The sequence below is a fragment of the Paenarthrobacter sp. TE3676 genome, assembly GCF_056279165.1.
Map to the genome: position 1 here is coordinate 83,643 of NZ_JBWBQU010000004.1, position 19,807 is coordinate 103,449.

General features: G+C 61.6%; 20 protein-coding genes. 7 read left to right on the forward strand and 13 right to left on the reverse strand.

Annotated features, from left to right (window positions below; all coding sequences use genetic code 11):
- The first annotated feature begins 3 nt into the window (after positions 1–3).
- Positions 4–999, forward strand: a complete 996-nt coding sequence (locus ACZ881_RS11005) for a fumarylacetoacetate hydrolase family protein (RefSeq protein ID WP_476115169.1) — start codon at positions 4–6, stop codon at positions 997–999.
- 27 nt (positions 1,000–1,026) lie between these two features.
- A complete protein-coding gene (locus ACZ881_RS11010; protein WP_474660582.1) occupies positions 1,027–1,287 on the forward strand; it encodes a hypothetical protein in 261 nt (86 codons plus the stop codon).
- A gap of 1 nt (position 1,288) precedes the next feature.
- On the opposite strand, the gene ACZ881_RS11015 is transcribed toward ACZ881_RS11010, so the two are convergent.
- Together ACZ881_RS11015 and ACZ881_RS11020 are read right to left on the reverse strand one after the other, a co-directional pair.
- On the reverse strand, positions 1,289–1,642 hold the full coding sequence (locus ACZ881_RS11015; RefSeq protein ID WP_476115176.1) for a TraR/DksA family transcriptional regulator: 354 nt from the start codon (positions 1,640–1,642) through the stop codon (positions 1,289–1,291).
- Positions 1,643–1,648: 6 nt separating this feature from the next.
- Positions 1,649–2,131, reverse strand: a complete 483-nt coding sequence (locus ACZ881_RS11020; protein WP_364304959.1) for a pyridoxamine 5'-phosphate oxidase family protein — start codon at positions 2,129–2,131, stop codon at positions 1,649–1,651.
- Positions 2,132–2,358: 227 nt separating this feature from the next.
- Here ACZ881_RS11020 and ACZ881_RS11025 point away from each other — a divergent pair, with 227 nt between their 5' ends.
- Positions 2,359–2,799, forward strand: a complete 441-nt coding sequence (locus ACZ881_RS11025) for a hypothetical protein (RefSeq protein WP_476115178.1) — start codon at positions 2,359–2,361, stop codon at positions 2,797–2,799.
- 23 nt (positions 2,800–2,822) lie between these two features.
- Here the strand turns inward: ACZ881_RS11025 and ACZ881_RS11030 are convergent, their stop codons facing one another.
- The 6 genes from ACZ881_RS11030 to ACZ881_RS11055 form a co-directional block, all read right to left on the reverse strand.
- A complete protein-coding gene (locus ACZ881_RS11030) occupies positions 2,823–3,452 on the reverse strand; it encodes an MBL fold metallo-hydrolase (protein ID WP_476115181.1) in 630 nt (209 codons plus the stop codon).
- 66 nt (positions 3,453–3,518) lie between these two features.
- Entirely contained in the window at positions 3,519–4,139 is a 621-nt protein-coding gene (locus ACZ881_RS11035; protein ID WP_429329866.1) for a dihydrofolate reductase family protein, read from the reverse strand.
- An 83-nt stretch (positions 4,140–4,222) separates the two neighbouring features.
- Positions 4,223–4,618, reverse strand: coding sequence for a hypothetical protein (locus tag ACZ881_RS11040; protein ID WP_091467238.1), 396 nt, complete (start codon positions 4,616–4,618; stop codon positions 4,223–4,225).
- 53 nt (positions 4,619–4,671) lie between these two features.
- Positions 4,672–6,810 (reverse strand): iron ABC transporter permease, encoded by a 2,139-nt coding sequence (locus ACZ881_RS11045; protein ID WP_476115188.1) that lies wholly within the window; start codon positions 6,808–6,810, stop codon positions 4,672–4,674.
- Between the two features lie 10 nt (positions 6,811–6,820).
- A complete protein-coding gene (locus ACZ881_RS11050) occupies positions 6,821–7,801 on the reverse strand; it encodes an ABC transporter substrate-binding protein (protein WP_476115190.1) in 981 nt (326 codons plus the stop codon).
- 46 nt (positions 7,802–7,847) lie between these two features.
- Complete coding sequence (locus tag ACZ881_RS11055) at positions 7,848–8,672, reverse strand: ABC transporter ATP-binding protein (protein ID WP_179018385.1); 825 nt, start codon at positions 8,670–8,672, stop codon at positions 7,848–7,850.
- A gap of 104 nt (positions 8,673–8,776) precedes the next feature.
- Here ACZ881_RS11055 and arfB point away from each other — a divergent pair, with 104 nt between their 5' ends.
- Positions 8,777–9,196 (forward strand): alternative ribosome rescue aminoacyl-tRNA hydrolase ArfB, encoded by a 420-nt coding sequence (arfB, locus tag ACZ881_RS11060; RefSeq protein WP_476115196.1) that lies wholly within the window; start codon positions 8,777–8,779, stop codon positions 9,194–9,196.
- A 28-nt stretch (positions 9,197–9,224) separates the two neighbouring features.
- Here arfB and ACZ881_RS11065 read toward each other — a convergent pair whose 3' ends face one another.
- Together ACZ881_RS11065 and ACZ881_RS11070 are read right to left on the reverse strand one after the other, a co-directional pair.
- Positions 9,225–9,641: a nuclear transport factor 2 family protein gene (locus ACZ881_RS11065; protein WP_476115201.1), complete on the reverse strand. Its 417-nt coding sequence runs from the start codon at positions 9,639–9,641 to the stop codon at positions 9,225–9,227.
- A 104-nt stretch (positions 9,642–9,745) separates the two neighbouring features.
- On the reverse strand, positions 9,746–11,284 hold the full coding sequence (locus tag ACZ881_RS11070) for a hypothetical protein (protein ID WP_476115204.1): 1,539 nt from the start codon (positions 11,282–11,284) through the stop codon (positions 9,746–9,748).
- 159 nt (positions 11,285–11,443) lie between these two features.
- On the opposite strand from ACZ881_RS11070, the gene uvrA reads away from it, so the two are divergent.
- The gene (gene uvrA / locus ACZ881_RS11075; RefSeq protein ID WP_476115207.1) at positions 11,444–13,981 is read left to right on the forward strand and encodes an excinuclease ABC subunit UvrA; all 2,538 of its coding nucleotides are present in this window, start codon (positions 11,444–11,446) and stop codon (positions 13,979–13,981) included.
- On the opposite strand, the gene ACZ881_RS11080 is transcribed toward uvrA, so the two are convergent.
- Positions 13,982–15,730, reverse strand: a complete 1,749-nt coding sequence (locus ACZ881_RS11080; protein ID WP_476115210.1) for a pyruvate dehydrogenase — start codon at positions 15,728–15,730, stop codon at positions 13,982–13,984.
- A gap of 87 nt (positions 15,731–15,817) precedes the next feature.
- A complete protein-coding gene (locus tag ACZ881_RS11085) occupies positions 15,818–16,168 on the reverse strand; it encodes a DUF3846 domain-containing protein (protein ID WP_476115213.1) in 351 nt (116 codons plus the stop codon).
- A gap of 324 nt (positions 16,169–16,492) precedes the next feature.
- Between ACZ881_RS11085 and ligD the strand changes: the two genes are divergently transcribed.
- A complete protein-coding gene (ligD, locus tag ACZ881_RS11090; protein WP_476115216.1) occupies positions 16,493–17,737 on the forward strand; it encodes a non-homologous end-joining DNA ligase in 1,245 nt (414 codons plus the stop codon).
- Positions 17,738–17,764: 27 nt separating this feature from the next.
- Here the strand turns inward: ligD and ACZ881_RS11095 are convergent, their stop codons facing one another.
- Positions 17,765–18,373 (reverse strand): dihydrofolate reductase family protein, encoded by a 609-nt coding sequence (locus tag ACZ881_RS11095; RefSeq protein WP_476115219.1) that lies wholly within the window; start codon positions 18,371–18,373, stop codon positions 17,765–17,767.
- Positions 18,374–18,583: 210 nt separating this feature from the next.
- On the opposite strand from ACZ881_RS11095, the gene ACZ881_RS11100 reads away from it, so the two are divergent.
- Positions 18,584–19,786 (forward strand): cation:proton antiporter, encoded by a 1,203-nt coding sequence (locus ACZ881_RS11100; protein ID WP_476115222.1) that lies wholly within the window; start codon positions 18,584–18,586, stop codon positions 19,784–19,786.
- Positions 19,787–19,807 lie beyond the last annotated feature (21 nt).

Consider the following 19,807-nt stretch of genomic DNA (forward strand, 5'->3'; position numbering starts at 1 on the left):
GACATGGTCAAGATCGCCCGCTGGAATGACGACGGCGGTACTCGCGCCGGGTTCGTAGCTGACGGCAGCTGCTTCCCGTTGCCCGAGGGACAAACCGTGAACCACCTGTTAAGTGCAGGCTTGGCCAAAACGCTGGAAATCGCTGCGGAAACTGTTCGAACGGCATCTTCCGTTCCCCTGTCCGAGGTACAGTTGCTGGCGCCCTTGGTACCCGCCACCATCCGCGACTTTGTGGCGTTCGAGGAACATGTGGAAGGCGTGCGGAAGAGCATCGACGGCGTGGCCGGCGTGGTGCCCGAGTGGTATGAGGCACCCACGTTCTACTTCACGAATCCGCATACTGTGACCGGTACGGAAGAAGTGATCGGAATCCCCGCCGGTTGCAACGAGCTGGATTTCGAGACCGAAGTAGCGGCCGTCGTCGGTCATGTACCGGGAAGTGAAGGCAGAAACCTGTCGGCGGCCGACGCGCACCAGCACATCTTCGGCTACACAGTCCTCAACGACTGGTCGGCGCGCGACCTGCAAAGGCGTGAGATGAAAGTCAGTCTGGGTCCTTGCAAAGGCAAGGACTTCGCCAACACCTTGGGCCCGTGGATCGTAACTGCTGATGAATTTGAGCACCTGCACGACGCCGAAGGCTTCCTGCCGGTCTCCATGGCCGTTGAGGTCAATGGCGAACATATTGGACAGGATTTGCTGTCCAATATGGGCTGGCCGTTCGCCGAACTCGTAGCGTACGCATCGCAGGACTCAGTAGTGCGACCCGGCGACGTTTTGGGCTCCGGGACATGCGGTAGAGGATGCCTCGCTGAACTTTGGGGACGGAACGGTGCCAAGACTCCCCCACCCTTGAAGACCGGAGACGTGGTCCGGATGACCGTTGAGGGAATCGGAAGCATCGAGAATACCGTGGGCGAGCGGCGGGCGGCCATCACCAGGGTCCCTGCGCTGAGCCGGCCGCGTCACCGTGTTGCGGCCACTGCTGAGAGACTGTAGGTAACAATCGTCGAAAGGGCGGAATTCTTGATTTCCCTGCAGCAGGACGCGCAAGGTTTTATCCGAATGAACAGGCACTTCCCGGGAACCGTGTCAGTGAGCGTGGTTTTCGCCGACGGAACCACGGAAGTCTTCACCGGGCGGCGGCTCAACGAGATTTATGACCAAGCGCTGGCAGCCTACCGTGCCGGCAACCACCTGGACGCCAAAGGGTTCAACCGAGGCCCCAGGAAGAAGGTCCAGCAGGGCATTGAGTTCGTGCCGGTTTCGCCGGGAATGTCCAGCTGACTCAGCTTCTTCCTGAGGCATGGTTGACGCAGAACGGCGTCCACGGCCTCGCCTCCAACCTGCCCTCGGGTATGGCCACGCCGCACACCGCGCACAGTCCGTAGGTTCCTGCCGCTATCCTCGCCAGTGCGTCATCGATCTGCTCCAAGCCAACCTGGCTTTGGCTCATGAGGGCGGACGCTTGGGAGAGCTCGAAGGCGATGGTGCTGCCCTCGGGATCGTGTTCGTCGTCCACATTGGAGTCTTGCCGGGCGAGGCTCACCGAGCTGATGTCGCTTCGCAGCGCCATAAGCAGTTCGAGTTTGCGACTCCTTTCCTCCTCCAAAAGGATCCGAAACCGCTCGACGTCAACCATGGCGGGTCATAGTTCCACTGTGCCGCTTTCGCCCACGCTGAAGCGGGAGTGGGTGACCTTGGACTTGACCCATTGAAGTACCGTTGCTGCCGTTCCGCCCGGGCTCGTCCAGTACTCTGCCGAATCCGAATCCACGTGAATCAGGCAAACTTCCGGGGTGTCCGGACCGTCAGGGAACCATGCCTCCACAACCTGGTTCCACATCTCGTGGATCTTCTGTCGGTCCGTGACCACGTGGGCAGTCCCGGCTACAGACACCCACTCGGTGTTCTTGCCGAAGGAAACATTGACTCGCGGATCCTGTCTCACGTGGGCAACCTGTGAGGTCCCCAGTCCCGTAAAGAACCACATGTCGCCGTCGTCCTGCACTTCCTGGACAGCCAGCGGCCGGCTGACCAGCGCACCTTCTTCATTGACGGTGGTCAGCATTCCGATCTTGGAATCGTTGATGATGTCCGTGACTTTGCTGATGGGTTGCTCTTCAGTCATGCGGGCCTCACTTCTCTTCGCATCCGGGGGCCTTCCCCACAACCACCCTATTAGTAAGGCTACTGATTTGCTAGGCGGCCAAGGAATGACGCGGCTAGAAAGCAAAAACACCGTTTTTCAGGGAATCATGCTGCTGCTTCATCCGTTCTGTTTGATAGTGACATGCCGACGGCGGTCCGGCCTGCCCATTCGGGTCAGGCAAAGCGACGGGAAGTTTGGGGACTACCATGACGTTGAATGAAACTATCGCCCGCCTTCGGGCCGCGCACCTCATGGTCCGCGATGCCCACGAATGGGATGCTCTTTCCGCCGCCCTCTCGGACGCCTACGACAGCGACGACGATGACCTGATTGAGCAACTGCAGCAGCCCTTTGTCCAGTCCTGGCGCACGGTCACGCACTACGTCCTGCGGGATACCTTCGATGCTGCCGGCATCTCCGTGACCGACCCAAGCCACCCTTGGGGAATTGCCACCTTGACCGCCAACGGCTTCAGCCGAGAACCTGTTCTCTGCCACATGGACCTGGCAGACCCGCAGGGCTCGGCAGTTGCCGCCGCCGGCGGACCAAAGTTGCTCACTTTCGCGGAGGCCATGACCTATTACTCTGATTGCCTCGCTCCACTGTTCGAACACGTTAGTGAAGGTCAGTCACTGAACGTTAGCTGAGGTACGCGCTCATCATTGGCGGGTCATGGGCGGGAAGCAGGCTGATCGAGAAGGGCGCGGAGCCGGGCGTTCGGATCGGAAATCCCGGCCCCATGCGAGAACAGCATCCTGTTGGGCGATACCTCGGTGAGTTTTCGGAGCGATGATTCAGCCTCCACTGGGTCGGCAGTGAAGGGAGCGGGAGGGCGAACCATGACCCCGTTCATGGTGCCTACCGCATCACCGACGAACAACAAGCCGTCACTTTCATGCAGCAAACTGATGTGCCCTTGCGTGTGCCCGGGAGTGTGGATGACGCGCAGCCCGCGGATTGAAGCACCGTCGGCTGCGGCCCGGGCGTGGGAAGGCAAGGCGCTTAACTCCGCCTCGCCTGCCCACAATAGAGCATCCCCCGCTCTCGAAAGGACATCGTCCAAACCGCCCACATGGTCTGCATGGGAGTGGGTGAGCACCACATCGGAGACGTCACCCCAACCGGCGCCCAGACGTTCCAGCGCCTGGTTGATATCCATGGCACTGCCTCCCATTCCCGTGTCAATCAGAACAATCCCACCGGAAACAGGCAGCACGAAGCAGCGAACATCGAAACTGATCTCTGTGGGGCCCGCAACCCCTGCAGGCAGCTGCACCTGCTGGACAATGACTTCGGGCAAGGGCCCGGCTTCCGGTTGGGATTCAGGTAAATTCGGAATTGGTTCGCTGCCTGCACCCATGTGGACTCAACCCTGCCTTGCTGGTGGCGGGCCCTCGATGACAGTGGGTATGTACTCCAGTAGCTGCGAGCGGCCGTCGAACGTCCGGCTGTCCACCAATTCCAAGGCGACATCCGGGTAGCCGTCATAGATTCGCTCACTACCGGTCCTCCCGGTGATCACGGGAAAGATCACCAAGCGAAACCTGTCCACCAGACCGGCCGTCAGCAGGGAACGGCAAAGGCTCAAGCTGCCCAGAGTGCTCAACGTGCCGGTTCGGGTCCGCTTTAGTTCCCGGACGGCTTCCACAGCGTCACCCGAAATGAGTTCTGAGTTGGGCCATGCCAAGGGCTCCTTCAGGGTGGAGGAAAAGATGATCTTGGGCATGGCAGCCAACCCGCTCAGACTGGCGCCCTCCTCCTCTGAAAACCCCGAACTGTCTTCAGAGGCTTCCTCCGACATACTCGACATCACCCGGTACGTGTTCGCGCCCATCAGTGTGGTGAAGTCCTTCTTTCCCTCTTCATCCAACCAGGCCAGGTACTCCGGACCTTCCAATCCCCACCAACCAGGCCAGCCTTCGGCAGAAGCGTAGCCGTCCAGGGAAATGATCAGGTCCACCATCAGGCTTGCGGTCGTCTCACTCATAGCAGTCTCCTAGGTTTACGGTGCGCGTTGACCGTGCGCGCAAATGCTAGCCCCGGAGCAATTGGACGTTCAAGGGGTTCGCGCTAGAGAAGGAGAAGGACGAACCCGCCGAGGGTGCTCAGTATCCCAACACCAGTGAGGATCCAGCCGAGAATCAGAACAGTGTTGTCGTGGCGCGGCGGATGCAGCGAGCATCGGGAGGGGTGGCAGAGGTCGTAGTGGACCAGCACAGCGCCTGATTCAACGCTCCCGTCGCGGGCAGGGATATCCAGCAGGACCTTTTGTTCCTCGTTCGCCCGATCTACCCAATGCAGTCCCAGAAATCCGCCTGCGGCGAACTGTTCTCCCTCAGCGGTGGTCCAAACGCATCGGCGCCGGGCAATGACCCATGCACATAAAAGCAACGGCACGCCGGGGACAAACCCCACCCACGTCATCATTTCCAGGATGGGGCCAAGAACATCCAGTGAACCGGCCATGAGTCGATCCTATGTGCAGAAGCCGCTCGCCGGCAGACGGCATAGCGGACAGCTTAGACCGTGCGGTCCACCCGTGAACGCCAGAGCAGATACACAAAGTAGGGGGCGCCCACCAACGCCGTCATGATTCCAGCAGGTATCTGGGCCGGTGCTATGACCGTGCGGCCAATGACATCGGCCAGCACCACCGTGCAGGCTCCGATCAACGCTGCCACGGGCAGGACCCTTGAGTGCCGTGCGCCTACAAGTGTGCGGGCGGCGTGGGGTGCCACAAGTCCCACGAAAGCGATCACGCCCACCGAAGAGACGGCACCAGCGGTCAAAAGCACAGCCACCGTAAGCAGGAGCACCCGGGATCCGGATAGCCCTACGCCCAGCACGCGCGGAGAATCGTCATCCACGGCAATCAGATCGAGATCCCGCCTCATGCCCGCCAGCACAGGCAGCGCAAGTACCAGGGCCAGCAGCGGTGGCAGGACAGAGGCAAAGTTGCGGCCATAGGTAGAGCCTGACAACCAAGTGAGGGCCTTTGTCTGGTTGAACGGATCTGTCGTCACCAGGAGGACGGTGATAGCGGCCGCCAGCCCCGCGGAGATGCCGATGCCGATCAACACCAGCTTGTTCTGTTGAAGCCCGCCGCGGAAAGCCAATCCGAAGACCAGCAGGGCAGAAAGTGCCGCTCCACCAAGCGCGGAGCCAGTGATCACCCACGAGCCCGCCGACGGGACTGTGGTGATGACGATGATTGCTGCGAGTCCGCCACCGCCGGAGACGCCAAGAATGCCGGGCTCGGCCAGGGAATTGCGGGACACCGCTTGGATAAGTGCACCGGCGAGAGCCAAGGCCGCGCCGGCGAGGACCGCCGCCAGGACACGCGGCATTCGTGTACCCAGGACGGCGCTGACACGATTTCCCGACTGTCCGGTGAGCCAGTTGACGAGATCCCCGAGCAGGAGCTTCGCATCGCCCAGTAGGGCACCCGCTACCAGCAAGCCGGTGAGCAGGACAAGGAGCCCGATCAATACGGTGAGGAAGAACCTGCGGGTGCGAAGTCTTGCCAGGGCATCACCGGCAACACTCAACCCGGCGTCGGACATCCGCATGGCCAGGATCACCAGGAATACGGCCCCGAAGACCGTAGTGACTGCGCCGGTGGGGACTTCAACGCCTGCTTGGGCACCGAAAAGACCACGAACAAGGACGTCCGCTCCGATGACCACCACTGCACCGGCCAAGCCGGAGATGGGCAGCAACGCCCTATGCCGGCCAAGGCCGCGAAGACGGGAAGCCAGAAGACGCACGATTGCAGGGGCACAGAGTCCAACAAATCCGATCGGGCCGGCGATCGTCACCGCCGCTGCCGACAGTACGACGGCAAGCACGACGGCGCCCACCCGGGCCAGGCGCGGATCCGCACCCGCCAGCCTGGAGGCGTCGTCACCCAAGCCGAGCAGGTCCATCCGACGTGCGAGGAGAAAGAGTGCGGCGATACCCATGAGGACTATGGGCGTGAACTGGATCAACTCGTCGGTGCGGGACTGGGCAAGACTTCCCTGCCCCCACGCATACAGACCCGTGGTTTCCTGACTGAACAAAAGAAGGAGTGCGCTGGTGGCCGAGTGCAGGCCCAACGCCAGCGCTGTGCCGGCGAGCACCAGGCGGATGGGGCCTCCATTGCCATTGGAACCACCGCCCGACAGCGCAAGCACCAGCACAGCCGCGGCGAGGCCGCCGATGAAGGCGATGCCACCGGACAGGAGTGCCGGAAGCGTCAGGCCGAATGCAGCCACTGCCACTATCGCGAAATGCGCGCCGGCATTCACAGCCAGCGTGTCAGGGGAAGCAAGGACGTTGCGGGTGGCCGACTGCAAAGCCGCGCCAGCCACCCCCAACGCCACGCCGACCAACAAACCGGCGAAAAGTCGCGGTACCCGCGAGGCAACCAACACTGCGGTTTCCTGGTCCGTTCCGCCTCCGGTGAGCAGCCCCAACAGCTGGAAAGGGCCGACGTCGGCCGTTCCTTGTGTGAGGTGGATCAGCGAAAACAGAGCCAGGATGACTACCCCGGCGCCAGCCACCAAGACCGGTCCGGAGCGACGGCGGACATTTCGTCCAGTCGACTCGGCAGGGACGGGAGCACCCGCCACGGCCGTGGGAACGGTCATGGCGGGCCTCTTCACAGTGTCGGTCATGCGGGTGGGACTACTTGGTGAGGGACGCGACGATTGCGTCGACGTACTGGGTCATCGACGCTGGGCCACCGAACATCCAGATGCCGTCAGAGAGGCGGTGCACCTTGCCGGCTGACACGAACGGAAGCGACTTCCAGACTGCGTTGTCGGTCAACTGCTCGGTGAAGTCGCCATCCGCGCTGTTAGTGATGTAGACGAAATAGTCGGCGTTGACGGCGGTCAAGCCCTCGACGTCTGTGGAGCCCAGCCCGTAGGCTGGGTCGCCTTCAACCGTCCACGGGTTCACGAGACCCAGCTCGGTGTTGATATCAGCCAGCAGGGATCCCTTGGTGAACGGGCGGACGGAAACCTTGCCATCAGCAACCCAGCCGTCTGCGAACGCTACGCGGGACCCGCCCAGGCCGGCTTTTTCAAGATCGGCCTTGCCCTTGGTAATGGCGGCGTCGAACGCTGCGATGGCCTGATCAGCTTTCTTCTCAGTGCCGGTTGCCTTGGCGACAAGCTTCAAATTGTCCTCGGCCTGCGCGATCTGGCGGCTGCCATCGGCGGACTTCACCACAACAACGGGAGCCAGCTCTTCGAGCTGCTTGATCACAGGCTCGGTGAGGTCGGTGGTGGCAACGATCAAGTCAGGATCAAGGGAGGCGATGGTGTCAAAGCTGGGCTCGTTGCGTGTTCCGATGTCGGTGGGAGTACTGTCCAGCTTGCCGGCCGTCACCCATGCGCTGTAACCCTTGACGTCCGCAACGCCTACCGGCATGACGCCGAGGGTAGTCAAGTTCTCCACCACGTTCCATTCGGTGCCGACCACGCGCTTGGCGGGGCTATCGAGCTTGACCTCGGTGCCGCGGGCGTCGGTCAGGGTGATGGCTTCTCCTGCACCGGCGCTGTTCGAAGCGGAGCTCGCGGGTCCTTCAGTGGTTCCGCAACCGGTGAGCAGGACCGCCAAGGCAGCGGTGGCGGCCAGGGCTTTATGGATCTTCATGGACACAGTGGTCCCTTTCGTGTTTGGGGGGCTTACGTTTATGAGGGGGTGTTCAGCTGTCGCTGTGCCGGCCTACAGCGCGGGTGCGCAGCCTGCCGGTGAGCGGATCAGTGTGAGTAACAATGGGAATTGAGTAGACGTCACTGAGGAGTTCCGCATCGAGTGCCTCGTGCGCCGGTCCGGCGGCCGCGATCCGCCCTTCCGACAGAACCACCACGTGATCGGCAAGTGCGGCTGCTTCGTCGAGGTCGTGCAGAACCACGCCAATTGCCACCCCGTGGATGCGGGCGAGGTCGTAGACGAGATCGAAGATCTCCACTTTGTAGCGGAGGTCCAAGTGGTTGGTTGGTTCATCGAGCAGCAGCACCGAGGTGTCCTGCGCAAGGCAGCTTGCCAGCCACACCCGTTGCAGTTGCCCGCCCGAAAGTTCATGGACGCCCCGGCTGGCAAGCTCCGCCACACCGGTCAGCTCCATGGCGCGGTCGACGGCGGCCGGCCCCTCAGGATCGCCAGCGCGCCACCGTCCGCGGTAGGGATGGCGCCCGAACTCGACGACGTCACGGACGCTGAGGCCGTGCGGCACCGGCCGGCTTTGCGAAAGCAACGTCACGTGCCGGGCGAAATCACTGCGCTTCATCATCAACGCATCTGACACTTCGCCGTCGGCAGGTTTGACCGTTACGGTGCCGGAGGAAGCCTCGTGCAACCGGGCCAGCGCACGAAGCAGGGTGGACTTGCCACTGCCGTTCGGGCCTACCAGGGCAACTATGCGCCCCGGCTCCAAGCGGAGCCCTGCTCCATGGACCACGTCCTTGTCCCCATAACGGAGGACCAGGTCAGTGGCCTCCAGCCCCGAGAGTTCAGTCAGTTCAATCACAAAATGAAAGATTAGCTTAGGCTTACCTAATTTTCGAAAACGTGTCAGAGAAAGTCAGCGCATGCCTGCCTGGGTTGGAGTCAGCGACGTGCAAGGCTTGTTCCATGGACCTGGAAATCTCCCCTTCGCTGACGATCCCCGCCGCGGAACTCCATTGGCGATTCTCCCGCTCCTCCGGACCGGGCGGTCAACACGTCAACACCACGGACACTCGGGCCGAACTGATGTGGCACGTTACCGGTTCTGCCACCCTGACAGATGAGCAGCGGTCGTTGCTGCTCAAACGCCTGGGGCGAAAACTCGTCGGCGGTACCATCACTGTGACCGCATCCGAGGAACGATCCCAGCTGCGTAATCGCGAGATCGCCATGGCCAAGCTCGCTGATCTGATAAAAGCAGGCCTCGTCCCCGAGTCCGTCCGCCGTGCCTCAAAACCCACCCGCGGTTCCGCCAGGCGCCACCGAGTAGCCAAAGAACTCAGGTCTGCCACCAAACAACAACGACGTCGACCTGCCGCCGAGTAGCCCCGGGCGTTCCTTCGGGCGAACGTGACTAAGTACTACTGATTTCGACCCACTGCGAACGCCACTCCGGGGCCTGGAATGCCTCACTCCAGTAGGCAGTCTCCTTGGCTATCCTTCCATCGCGAAATTCGAAGATGAAGACTGTTTCATAGGCGGGTCCGCCGTAGTCCAGCAGCGCCTCAGCCACCACCAGGTTCCCACCGCTGAGCAGGCGCCGGGGTGTGATGGTGGGCAGCTGCGGAAAAGCGTTATAGATTCCCCTGCGATTCCCGGCGCCGCGTACCACTTCCCCGGATTGGGGCCAATGCATCACGGCGTCGTCGTGGAAGAGCTCATCCATGACTTCGATGTGGCGAACGTTGATGCACTCGATCAGCCGCTTGACTATTTCTTCGTTGGCGTCCTGCTCATTGACGCCTTGTTCTTTGACTATTTGTCCAGCCATGATCGGCATTGTCCTCTTGGGGACCGGATTGCGCCATGGCTTACTGCCGCCGGTTCAGGTTTTCTTGATCAGGCGACGCGTCGACTTCTCCAGGGCGACATGGGTTAACTGGATCTGAAGCTGACCTTGCCGCTGAAACCGAACCAGCTGATGCTACCTCCCTGGTAGTCCTGCATGACGGTGCCGGCTGCAACGTACTCATCGGAGATCGGGTAACCCAGCTTGCCCTTCTCGAACCCGTGCTGGGCCCAGAGGTTGCGAATCGCACCCATGCTGAGGTGTGCGCCGCTGGCAGGCGAGTAGTAGATGGTTCCGTTTTCGTACGCCTGTCCGACGCCACCGTTCACCATGCCTCGGATTTCGTCCGTGACCGGGTACCCCAAAATCCCCGCCTCGTAGCCGAGGGAGGCCCATTTGCGGCGGATCAAGCCAGTACTGACGTGCGCTCCGGTTGCCGGCGTGAAGTAGATTGAGCCACCTTCGTATGCTTGACCGATGCCGCCTTTGGCCATGCCGGATATCTCATCCGTGGTTGGGTAGCCGAGGTAGCCTCTTTCGTACCCGGCGGCACCCCACGCAGCACGGATGGCACCCATACTGACGTGCACCCCTGTGCTGCCGCCCCAGTAGATGGATCCGTTCTGATATGCCTGGCCCAAGGCTCCCCGGGTCATCCGTATCTCATCGGACGCCGGGTAACCGAGGAATCCGTTTTCATAGCCTGTTGAACCCCACTTGCCGCGCATCACTCCTGTGCTGAAGTAGGTGCCGGACAGCGGCGAGTGATAGATGGAGCCATATTGGAAAGCTTGGCCGGCTCCACCATTTTTGAGGCCATACATCTCGTTGCTGATGGGATCACCGGCGTAAGCGGGCCCACCGATTGCGGCGTACTTGTTGGTGATTGCCCCGAACGGTGAGCTGCTGTAGGGAGTAAAGACGTCGTCCACGGCGCCCATGATGATGCGGTCACCGGGCCGGTTGGTCCTCAGGAGTTGGGTTACGGTCCCCAAGTGAGTTGAAATGCAGCCAGCGCTCGGGACGTTGCCGGCGTGGAAGAAGATGGCATAGGACGCCCCTTGGACAGTAGGCATGTCCGGGTATCGGTTCCAGTTGATCACCGCGGCCTGCTCATAGAACCCTTGATTCATGTATGTCCAAAGGTTCTCGTCCGATTCGCCGCCTGGCCCCTCAAAATACTGGTTATAGGTGGGTCCGTGTTCACCTCCCCAGCGGGAACTGGGATTCACTGTGTAGTACTTCAAAGCTGTCCCCGGATTGGACCGGCCCAAGGCCTCCGTGAAACTGAAGCTTCCGGTGGGAGACTTCCAAGTGTCTTCCCACGCCAGATTCTGCGCCGAGAACCCCTTGGAACCGGCGAACCCGGTGGTTTGCCACTCCTGTGCGTACCCGCTCCCCGCCCGTACACAACCCGTGATGACAACAGCCGACTGTGAGCGATCTGTCGCAGTGGCGAACGTGACACGATTGGCCGCGTATGACGGGAACTTCACCTGCCCGGCACTGAGCCGCTGACAGGGGTTGTACACCTGCGGGCCAGCCTCTGCTGGAACCGCGAACACCAGCGACGACGCCGCCAGAGTTGCCGCGAGGAACCAGGCGGACACTATTTTTCTGATCACGAGTCTTCCCCCAACGAGACAATCAAGCGAAAGATTCACAATGAAACTTTCAAGGCAGCGCGAACGCCCCCGGACAAAAGGTTATGGGACCGCCTGGCAAGTTCCCCACATGGCCACAGCGAATCGCGTTGGTTACTGGCGCCGGATAGAGTCGTTCCAATGGACAGCAAACTGACAATTGCCCGGCACCAAGCTTCCACCCAAGGGTCAGCACAGTCTGCCGACACTGAGGATGGGTTCGTCAGGGTCCGAGGAGCCCGCGAGAACAACCTCCGTAACGTGGACGTGGACGTGCCCCGTGATGCAATTGTCGCCTTCACAGGAGTTTCAGGATCCGGGAAATCGTCCCTGGCGTTCGGCACGATCTTTGCCGAAGCCCAGCGCCGCTACTTCGAGTCCGTGGCCCCGTACGCGCGGCGCCTCATCCAACAGGGCCACAATCCCAAGGTGGAAGCGATCACAGGGCTGCCACCCGCCGTCGCCCTCCAACAGCGCCGGGGAACGGCCACCGCCCGTTCCAGCGTTGGCACTCTGACTACGCTGTCCAATTCCCTGCGAATGCTCTTCTCACGAGCCGGGAGCTATCCGGAAGGGGCGCGGCCATTGGACTCCGACGCCTTCTCCCCCAACACTTCCGCCGGTGCTTGCCCCGAGTGCCACGGAATGGGAGTCGCCCACACGGTCACGGAAGAGTCCTTGGTTCCTGACCCGTCCCTCAGCATCCGTGAGGGTGCCATCGCCGCGTGGCCCGGGGCTTGGCAAGGCAAGAATCTCCGCGACATCCTCACGCATCTTGGTTACGACGTCGACACGCCATGGAGGAAGCTCCCCAGGAAGGACCGCGACTGGATCCTCTTCACCGAAGAACAGCCCGTAGTGGAAGTAACGCCGCAACGGGACCGCGTCGCCAAGCCCTACAAGGGCCGGTTCTGGAGCGCCAAAAGCTATGTGCTCCACACCCTTGCAGACTCGAAAAGCACCACGATGCGTGACAGGGTGCTGCGCTTCATGGAAAGCGGGCGCTGCCCGCAGTGTGGCGGCAGCGGGCTCCGGCCGGAAGCAATGGCTGTCACCTTCGCCGGCAGGACCATCGCTGAGCTCAATGCGCTGCCGATGACCGACCTGGCCAACATCATCCGCCCCACCACGGAATTGACGGCCGCCGGCACAGCCTCACGGACCGGGACCTCCGGTGAAACCAACGAGGTAGCCGTCGCCATAACCCGCGACCTACTAAACCGGGTCACGGTACTTTTGGATCTGGGCCTGGGTTACCTCGCGCTGGGTCGTCCAACACCAACGCTCTCTCCCGGCGAGATGCAACGCCTCAGGATCGCCACCCAGCTGCGTTCCGGGCTTTTCGGCGTCATATACGTGCTTGATGAACCATCTGCAGGACTGCACCCGGCCGATGCCGAGCCGCTCCTCGCTGTGCTGGACCAGCTCAAGAGCTCAGGCAACTCTGTGTTCGTGGTGGAGCACAACATGGACTTCGTTAAGGCAGCCGATTGGCTTGTCGATGTCGGACCCCGCGCCGGTGATGGCGGAGGGCAGGTCCTTTACAGCGGTCCCGTGGCTGGACTTGCTGACGTGCAGGATTCCATCACACGGCCGTTCCTGTTCCCTGATAGCCACAACCCGAATCCACCAAAAAGGACCAGTCCGCCAAAAGAGCCCCGCCAGCCGAAGGAGTGGCTCAAGCTTCAGAACATCAACCGCCATAACCTTCGGGACTTGGAGGCTGAGTTCCCGTTAGGCGTGCTCACGGCAGTGACTGGCGTGTCCGGCTCGGGCAAGTCCTCCCTGGTCAGCCACGTTCTCGCCGAGGTTGTCGGGGCCGAGCTGCACCCCGAAGGAGATGCTGCGCACGAGGCGAACACTGTGGGCCTGGTATCCGGGCTCCACCAGCTCGACCGGCTCGTCAAGGTGGACCAGAAGCCCATCGGGCGGACCCCTCGCTCCAACCTGGCCACCTACACCGGGCTCTTCGACGGCGTCCGGAAGGAGTTCGCAGCCACTGAGGAAGCCCGTGCCCGTGGCTTCGGGGCCGGCCGGTTCTCCTTCAATGTGGCTGGTGGCCGTTGCGAGACCTGCCTCGGAGAAGGGTTCGTGGCAGTGGAACTACTGTTCCTCCCCGGGAGTTACGGGCCCTGCCCCGAATGCCACGGGTCGCGGTTCAATCCCGAAACCCTGGAAGTCACCTACCGTGGACACAATATTGCCGACGTCCTGGGCATGACAGTGAACGCGGCTTCCGAATTCCTGGCTGATCTTCCCGGCGTTGCCCGCAGTCTCCAAACCCTTCGCGAGGTGGGCTTGGGATACCTCCGCCTGGGCCAGCCGGCCACCGAGCTTTCCGGCGGCGAGGCCCAGCGCATCAAACTCGCCACCGAGCTGCAGCGCATCCAGCGTGGCCACACTCTTTATCTGCTGGATGAGCCCACTACTGGATTACACCCGGCCGATGTCCAACTCCTGATGGCCCAGTTGCACAAGCTGGTGGACGCCGGAAACACGGTCATCGTGGTGGAACATGAGATGGACGTCGTAGCAGGCGCCGACTGGGTGATCGATTTGGGTCCCGGCGGTGGCGACGCCGGCGGCGAGATCATGGTCGCAGGCCCGCCAGCCGTCGTCGCGCGTTCCCGAACAAGCCGGACAGCGCCCTACCTCGCTGCTGTTACCCGGCGGAGCTAACTACCGCCGAGGAATGTTCCGCAGGTTGCTTCGCGCCATGCTGACAGCCTCCCCGGCACCGCGGTTAAGAACCACCTTGGACATGGCTGTAGCGAATCCAATAACCTGCGACCCCGAAATTTTCGGCGGGATGGACAGGGCATTGGGGTCGGTGATGAGCTCCACCAAGGACGGGCCGGGGTGCGCAAAAGCCGCCCGGTACGCTGCCTCGATGTCCGCCGGATCCGTGACGCGCACGGCATGGAAACCCAGGGCTTTGGCCACCTCTGCGTAATTGGCATCCGGAACGTCCACTCCGAAGTCGGGCAGCCCGTCTACCAACATTTCAAGCTTGACCATGCCCAACGTGGAGTTGTTGAACACCACCACATTCACGGGTAGCTTGTGTGCGGCAACTGTGATGAGTTCGCCCATCAACATGGATAGGCCGCCGTCGCCCGACACGGAAACCACCTGTCGCCCGGGATAGGCCACTTGCGCGCCAATGGCGTGCGGAAGGGCGTTCGCCATGGATCCGTGGAGGAAGGAGCCGATCAGCCGACGGGTGCCCAGCGGGTTGATGTAACGCGCAGTCCAGACGTTGCACATGCCGGTGTCGGCCGTGAAGATGGCGTCTTCCGCTGCAACCTGGTCCAGGAGCGAGGCCGCGTATTCGGGGTGGATGGGCTGCTTTTTCTCTACTTTGCGCGTGTAGGCGCCCACGGCTTTGTTCATCAGGCGGTCATGCTTCTTAAGCATCTGGTCAAGGAAACGTCGGCTCTTCTTCGGCGTCACCAAAGGCAGCAAAGCCGTCAAGGTGGGGCGTACGTCGCCATGGACTGCGATATCGACGTCGGTCCGTCGCCCCAGCCGCTGTGCGGCCCTGTCAACCTGGGCCGTGCGGGTGTCCGGCAGGAACTGGTCGTAGGGAAAGTCAGTGCCGAGCAGGATCAGCAGATCCGCGTCTTCAATACCCTCGGCCGCAGCTCCATAACCGAGCAGCCCGGTCATTCCGATGTCAAAAGGGTTGTCGTATTGGACGAAGTCCTTGCCCCGCAGGGAGTGGCCTATTGGCGCGTTGACCAGTTCCGCCAGGGCGATCAGTTCATCATGCGAGCCTTCGACGCCGGCCCCGGCGAAAATAGCCACCTTACCTGCGTCGTTAATGGCGTCAGCGAGTTCCCTGACGCTGGCTGGATCAGGCACCAGGGCCGCCGGACGGAAGGCGGCCGGCATAGGGGTCGGTGCCGTAGCTTCAAGCCCGGCGATGTCGCCGGGAAGGGTGACAACTGCGACTCCCCCGAGGCCTACAGCGTTCTGGATGGCGCTGTGCATGACCCGCGGTGCTTGCTCGGCCGTACTAATCATCTCCGAATACACGGAGCACTCGTTGAAGAGCCGGTCCGGATGAGTTTCCTGGAAGAATCCGCTGCCAATCTGCTTGCTGGGGATGTGCGAAGCGATGGCAAGCACCGGGGCTCCGGTGCGGTTGGCGTCGTACAGCCCATTGATCAGGTGCAGATTTCCGGGTCCGCATGAGCCCGCGCAGACCGCCAATTTTCCCGTCAACTGAGCCTCTGCAGCGGCAGCAAATGCGGCCGCCTCCTCATGGCGCACATGGATCCAGTCGATGCCGCCCTTCTTGGAGCCTCCAGTTTGCCGGACGGCGTCCACAAGCGGATTAAGGCTGTCGCCAACGATTCCGTAGATCCGCTGCACGCCGGCAGCCTGGAGTTGTTCGATGAGTTGGGTGGCAAGTTCCTTGGCCATAGTGTGCAGGCTCCCTCAATGGTGGTGTTGGGCTGACAGAGCCAATATAGTCGGCCCGTCCCGTCCCCACCTGTGAAGGCCCCCTGCTTAAGCTGCCAGCCGGGTCTCGAACAGGCGCTCCGCCAGACTCAACAGATGACCCGGCACGTCTGCGGCGGTCCCGCTGCTGCCGTGACCGAGGAAAACGGCAGTGCCACTAACGGTGTCGTCCATTGGAGTGCCCGCTTCCCGAATCAGGACCTCGGCACGCGGGTTCAGAGGCAAAGGAATGTGAATTGCCTGGTCGTTCAGGAGAACGTGCCAGCCACGGCCGGATATTGCTTCAACATTTCCCTCCGCGAGTGACTGTTGTATTGCCATGGCGGCCTCAATGCGTTCCACTCGAATTTGCTCATTGAGGCGCGCAGGAATGATGAGCGCAGCGACTAATTTCCGCATTGCTGTGATTTCCTTTTCTGCTGCTGGTGGCCGCCCTACCGCTGGTTCTTCCTTGGTTTGGAAAAGAGGTTTTCGCTGCCCTCAGCTTTTGCCCTCTTTTCGGCCCGCTTTTCCAGAATAGTCTTCCCCGACTTCTTCGACTTGGCACCGCTGGGTGATTTACCGGACATTTTGCACTCCTCTATATTTTCGTTATGACAACACCATACCTACTTATATTTTTAAAGCCAGTTGCAGAATTTTGCCTCCAGGTTGGAATCCTTTTATGCCTTTTCGTTGAACGTGGCTCTGGCTGGGAGGGCTATTGGTTGCTAGCGTGGCCGCATGAACCCGTCGAAGTCCCCGGCCGAGATCCTCGACATTGCCGGCAGCGAGGTCCGCATCTCCAATCCGGACAAGGTGGTGTTTCCCGAGCCCGGGCTGACGAAGCTCGATCTGGTGAACTACTACCTCGCAGTGGCAGAGGGGGCCCTACGCGGTGCCGGCGGCCGTCCGATGGTGCTCAAGCGCTTTCCCAAGGGCATCGACGCAGAACCGTTCTTCCAGAAGCGCGTCCCTGAAAACCATCCTGGCTTCATTGACACAGCAACTCTCCACTACTCGTCCGGCACCTCCGCCGAGGAGACGGTCATCCGCGATGCCGCAGGCTTGGCGTGGGTGGTGAATCTCGGATGCTTGGACCTCAACCCGCACCCTGTGCGTGCGGAGGATCTTGACCACCCGGACGAACTGCGGGTGGATTTGGACCCTATGCCCGGCGTCGACTGGTCCCGGATTGTGGACACCGCCTACGTTGCACAGGACGTCCTGGATGATGTCGGGTTGGTGGGGTGGCCAAAGACAAGCGGCTCCCGGGGGCTCCATATCCTGGTCCGAATAGCACCGCAGTGGTCTTATCGCGATGTGCGGCTCGCCGCCGAGACCCTTGCCCGTGAAGTGGAAAACCGTGCTCCCGGGCTGGCAACCGCCAAATGGTGGAAGGAGGAGCGTGGGGAGAGCGTATTCGTTGACTTCAACCAGAACGCCAAGGACCGCACCGTAGCTTCGGCTTACTCTGTCCGTTCCCGTCCCGACGCCCGCGTCTCTACCCCGCTCACGTGGAATGAGGTGCGCTCCGCCCGCCCGGAACAGTTCACAGTCCACTCAGTACCCGAGCGTTTCTTGGATCTTGGCGACCCCCACGCGGGAATCGACGACGCGGCCGGCTCGCTGGATGGGCTTCTTTCGCTGGCTGCCGAGCTGGGCCCGGCCGAGAAGGCGCCCAGGAGCGGCGACGGCTCGGGTCGCCGGATGTCAACGATGCCGCTGATCGAGGTGGCCCGCACCAAGACCAGGCCCGAGGCCGAGGCAGCACTCGATGAGTGGAAGGCCCGCTACGCTGATGTTGTTTCACTGCTGCACCCTGCCGACGTCCTCGTCGACGGGATGCGGGGATCGAGTTCCCTTTGGTATCGGGTGCGGGTAAACCTTCAGCACATCCCTGAAGACAGGCGCCCGCCCCAAGAGAAACTCATCGCAGATTATGACCCGTGGGCGGGCAAGGAATGGCCCGGCCGGCCAGCTTCCTGACGCTGCCCAAAACCTGAAGACGCGCGGCTAGTCCTGACCGATGGTGATGCCCGTAATCGGCGCACCGGCACGCTCGTAGGAGAGCAGTACCGCTCCTTTCGGGAACGCCCGCGGTGGTTGCGCAAAACGGAATGCCGCCGGGACTCCCGAGCCGTCGGCAAACAACCGCTTTCCCGAGCCAAAGGTGAGCGGGTAAAGGAAAAGGTTGAGTCGGTCGAGAAGGTCGGCCTCCAGGAGCGAGCGAATAAGGTGTCCGCTGCCGAACATGTGGACATCCAGGAACCGCTCCTTCACTTCAGACAGCTCCGAGACTTCCGCAAGTGCAGTGGTGCCTTCCCATTCCGGGCGGGTCAGTGTTTGTGAGACGACAAACTTTGGCAAGGCGTTGAACGTCTCACCGATGTGGTCTTTCTGATGCGGCCAGAACCCCGCAAAGATGTCGTAGGTTTTTCGTCCAAGCAACAAGGCGTCCATGCGGTCAATCCCCGCCCCGATGGCTTCGCTTGTCTCGTCGTCAAAATATGCTGCCTGCCAGCCTCCGAATTCGAAGCCACCGCCCCTGTCCTCTTCAGGGCCGCCGGGTGCCTGGTAGACGCCGTCAAGCGTAACGAACAGGTTAGCGGTGAGGATTCCCACGGTGCCCTCCTTCTTCTGGCCCCGGCCGGATGCCGCGGTGCTGTGGCGCCTTCCTCGAATCAGTATGCTGCTTCACCGTTCCCTGCGGAACCCGGATCCGGTGGTTCAGGGCAAGGACTTTCGGCGAAGGACTTCTGGCGCACGGGGAGAGCTGGCGGTAGCTTTGGAGTACTTTTCCTTGAAGCGGCCGAGGTACCGGAGGCACTGCCGATGCAAGGCTTGTCCACGTCACTGGTCCTCATCGCCGTCCTGGCTGTGGTAGCACCGATTGCCACCCGACTCCTTGACCGTTGGGTCAAAGTGCCGATCGTTGTCTTTGAAATTGTTCTTGGCATCCTGTTCGGTCCCAGCCTCCTGGGATGGGTGCAATCCACCGCTTTCACAGATACTCTGGCTGACTTCGGACTGGCCATGTTGTTTTTCGTAGCGGGCAACGAGATCGATTTCACGGCAATCCGCGGCCGTCCCATTTACCGCGCTTCCGCAGGCTGGGTCATTTCCCTGGCCGCAGGCATTGGGGCCGGTTTCGTTCTGGTCCCCTCACCGGAGGCCGCCGTGATTATCGGAGTTGCCTTGTGCTCCACGGCTTTAGGCGCTTTGCTGCCTATCCTCCGGGACGCCGGCGCTTCCAAGTCGCCGATCGGTGTGGCCGTAACCGCCTTGGGTGCAGCCGGCGAGTTTGGACCGTTGATTGCTATCTCGCTGTTCTTCAGTGGCAAACAACTGGGCGTGGCATCGGGTGTCCTGCTCGGCTTCGTTCTCCTGACTGGTGTGGCAATCTATCTTGCTTCCCAGGCGCGGCACACGTTGTTCCATGCCCAAGTCACAGCCACACTGCATACCAGCAGCCAATTCGCCATGCGTTCCATCCTGTTGATTCTTAGCGGGCTGGTAGTGCTCAGCATGGTCCTGGGACTCGATATGCTGCTCGGTGCCTTCGCCGCCGGGGTCCTCTGGAAAGTCACCATCGCGCGCGCTCCTGAAGTAGACCGGAAGGTCATTGAGACGAAGATCGACGCCGTCGCCTTTGGCTTCCTGGTGCCCATCTTCTTCATCGATACCGGCATTGATTTCGATCTGGGCGCCTTGACCTCCAGTCCCGTGACCCTGGCCATGGTCCCGCTGTTCCTTGCCCTATTGCTGATCATCCGAGGCCTCCCGTCATTGCTCGCCGCGCCTCCTGGCTCCACCCGAGCGGACAAACGGGCCCTCATGCTGTTCGGGGCCACAGCTTTGCCAATCATCGTTGCCGTGACAACCATTGGCCGGGAGCATGGGTTCATCAGCAGTGGAATTTCCTCGGCACTCGTAGGCGCAGGGATGCTCTCAGTACTCCTGTTTCCGCTGCTGGCACTTCGCGCACTAGGCCGTACAGAAACGGCAGACCGTACGCTGCTCCCACCGAAAGCGTGACCCAACCCGGCTGCCCTGAAG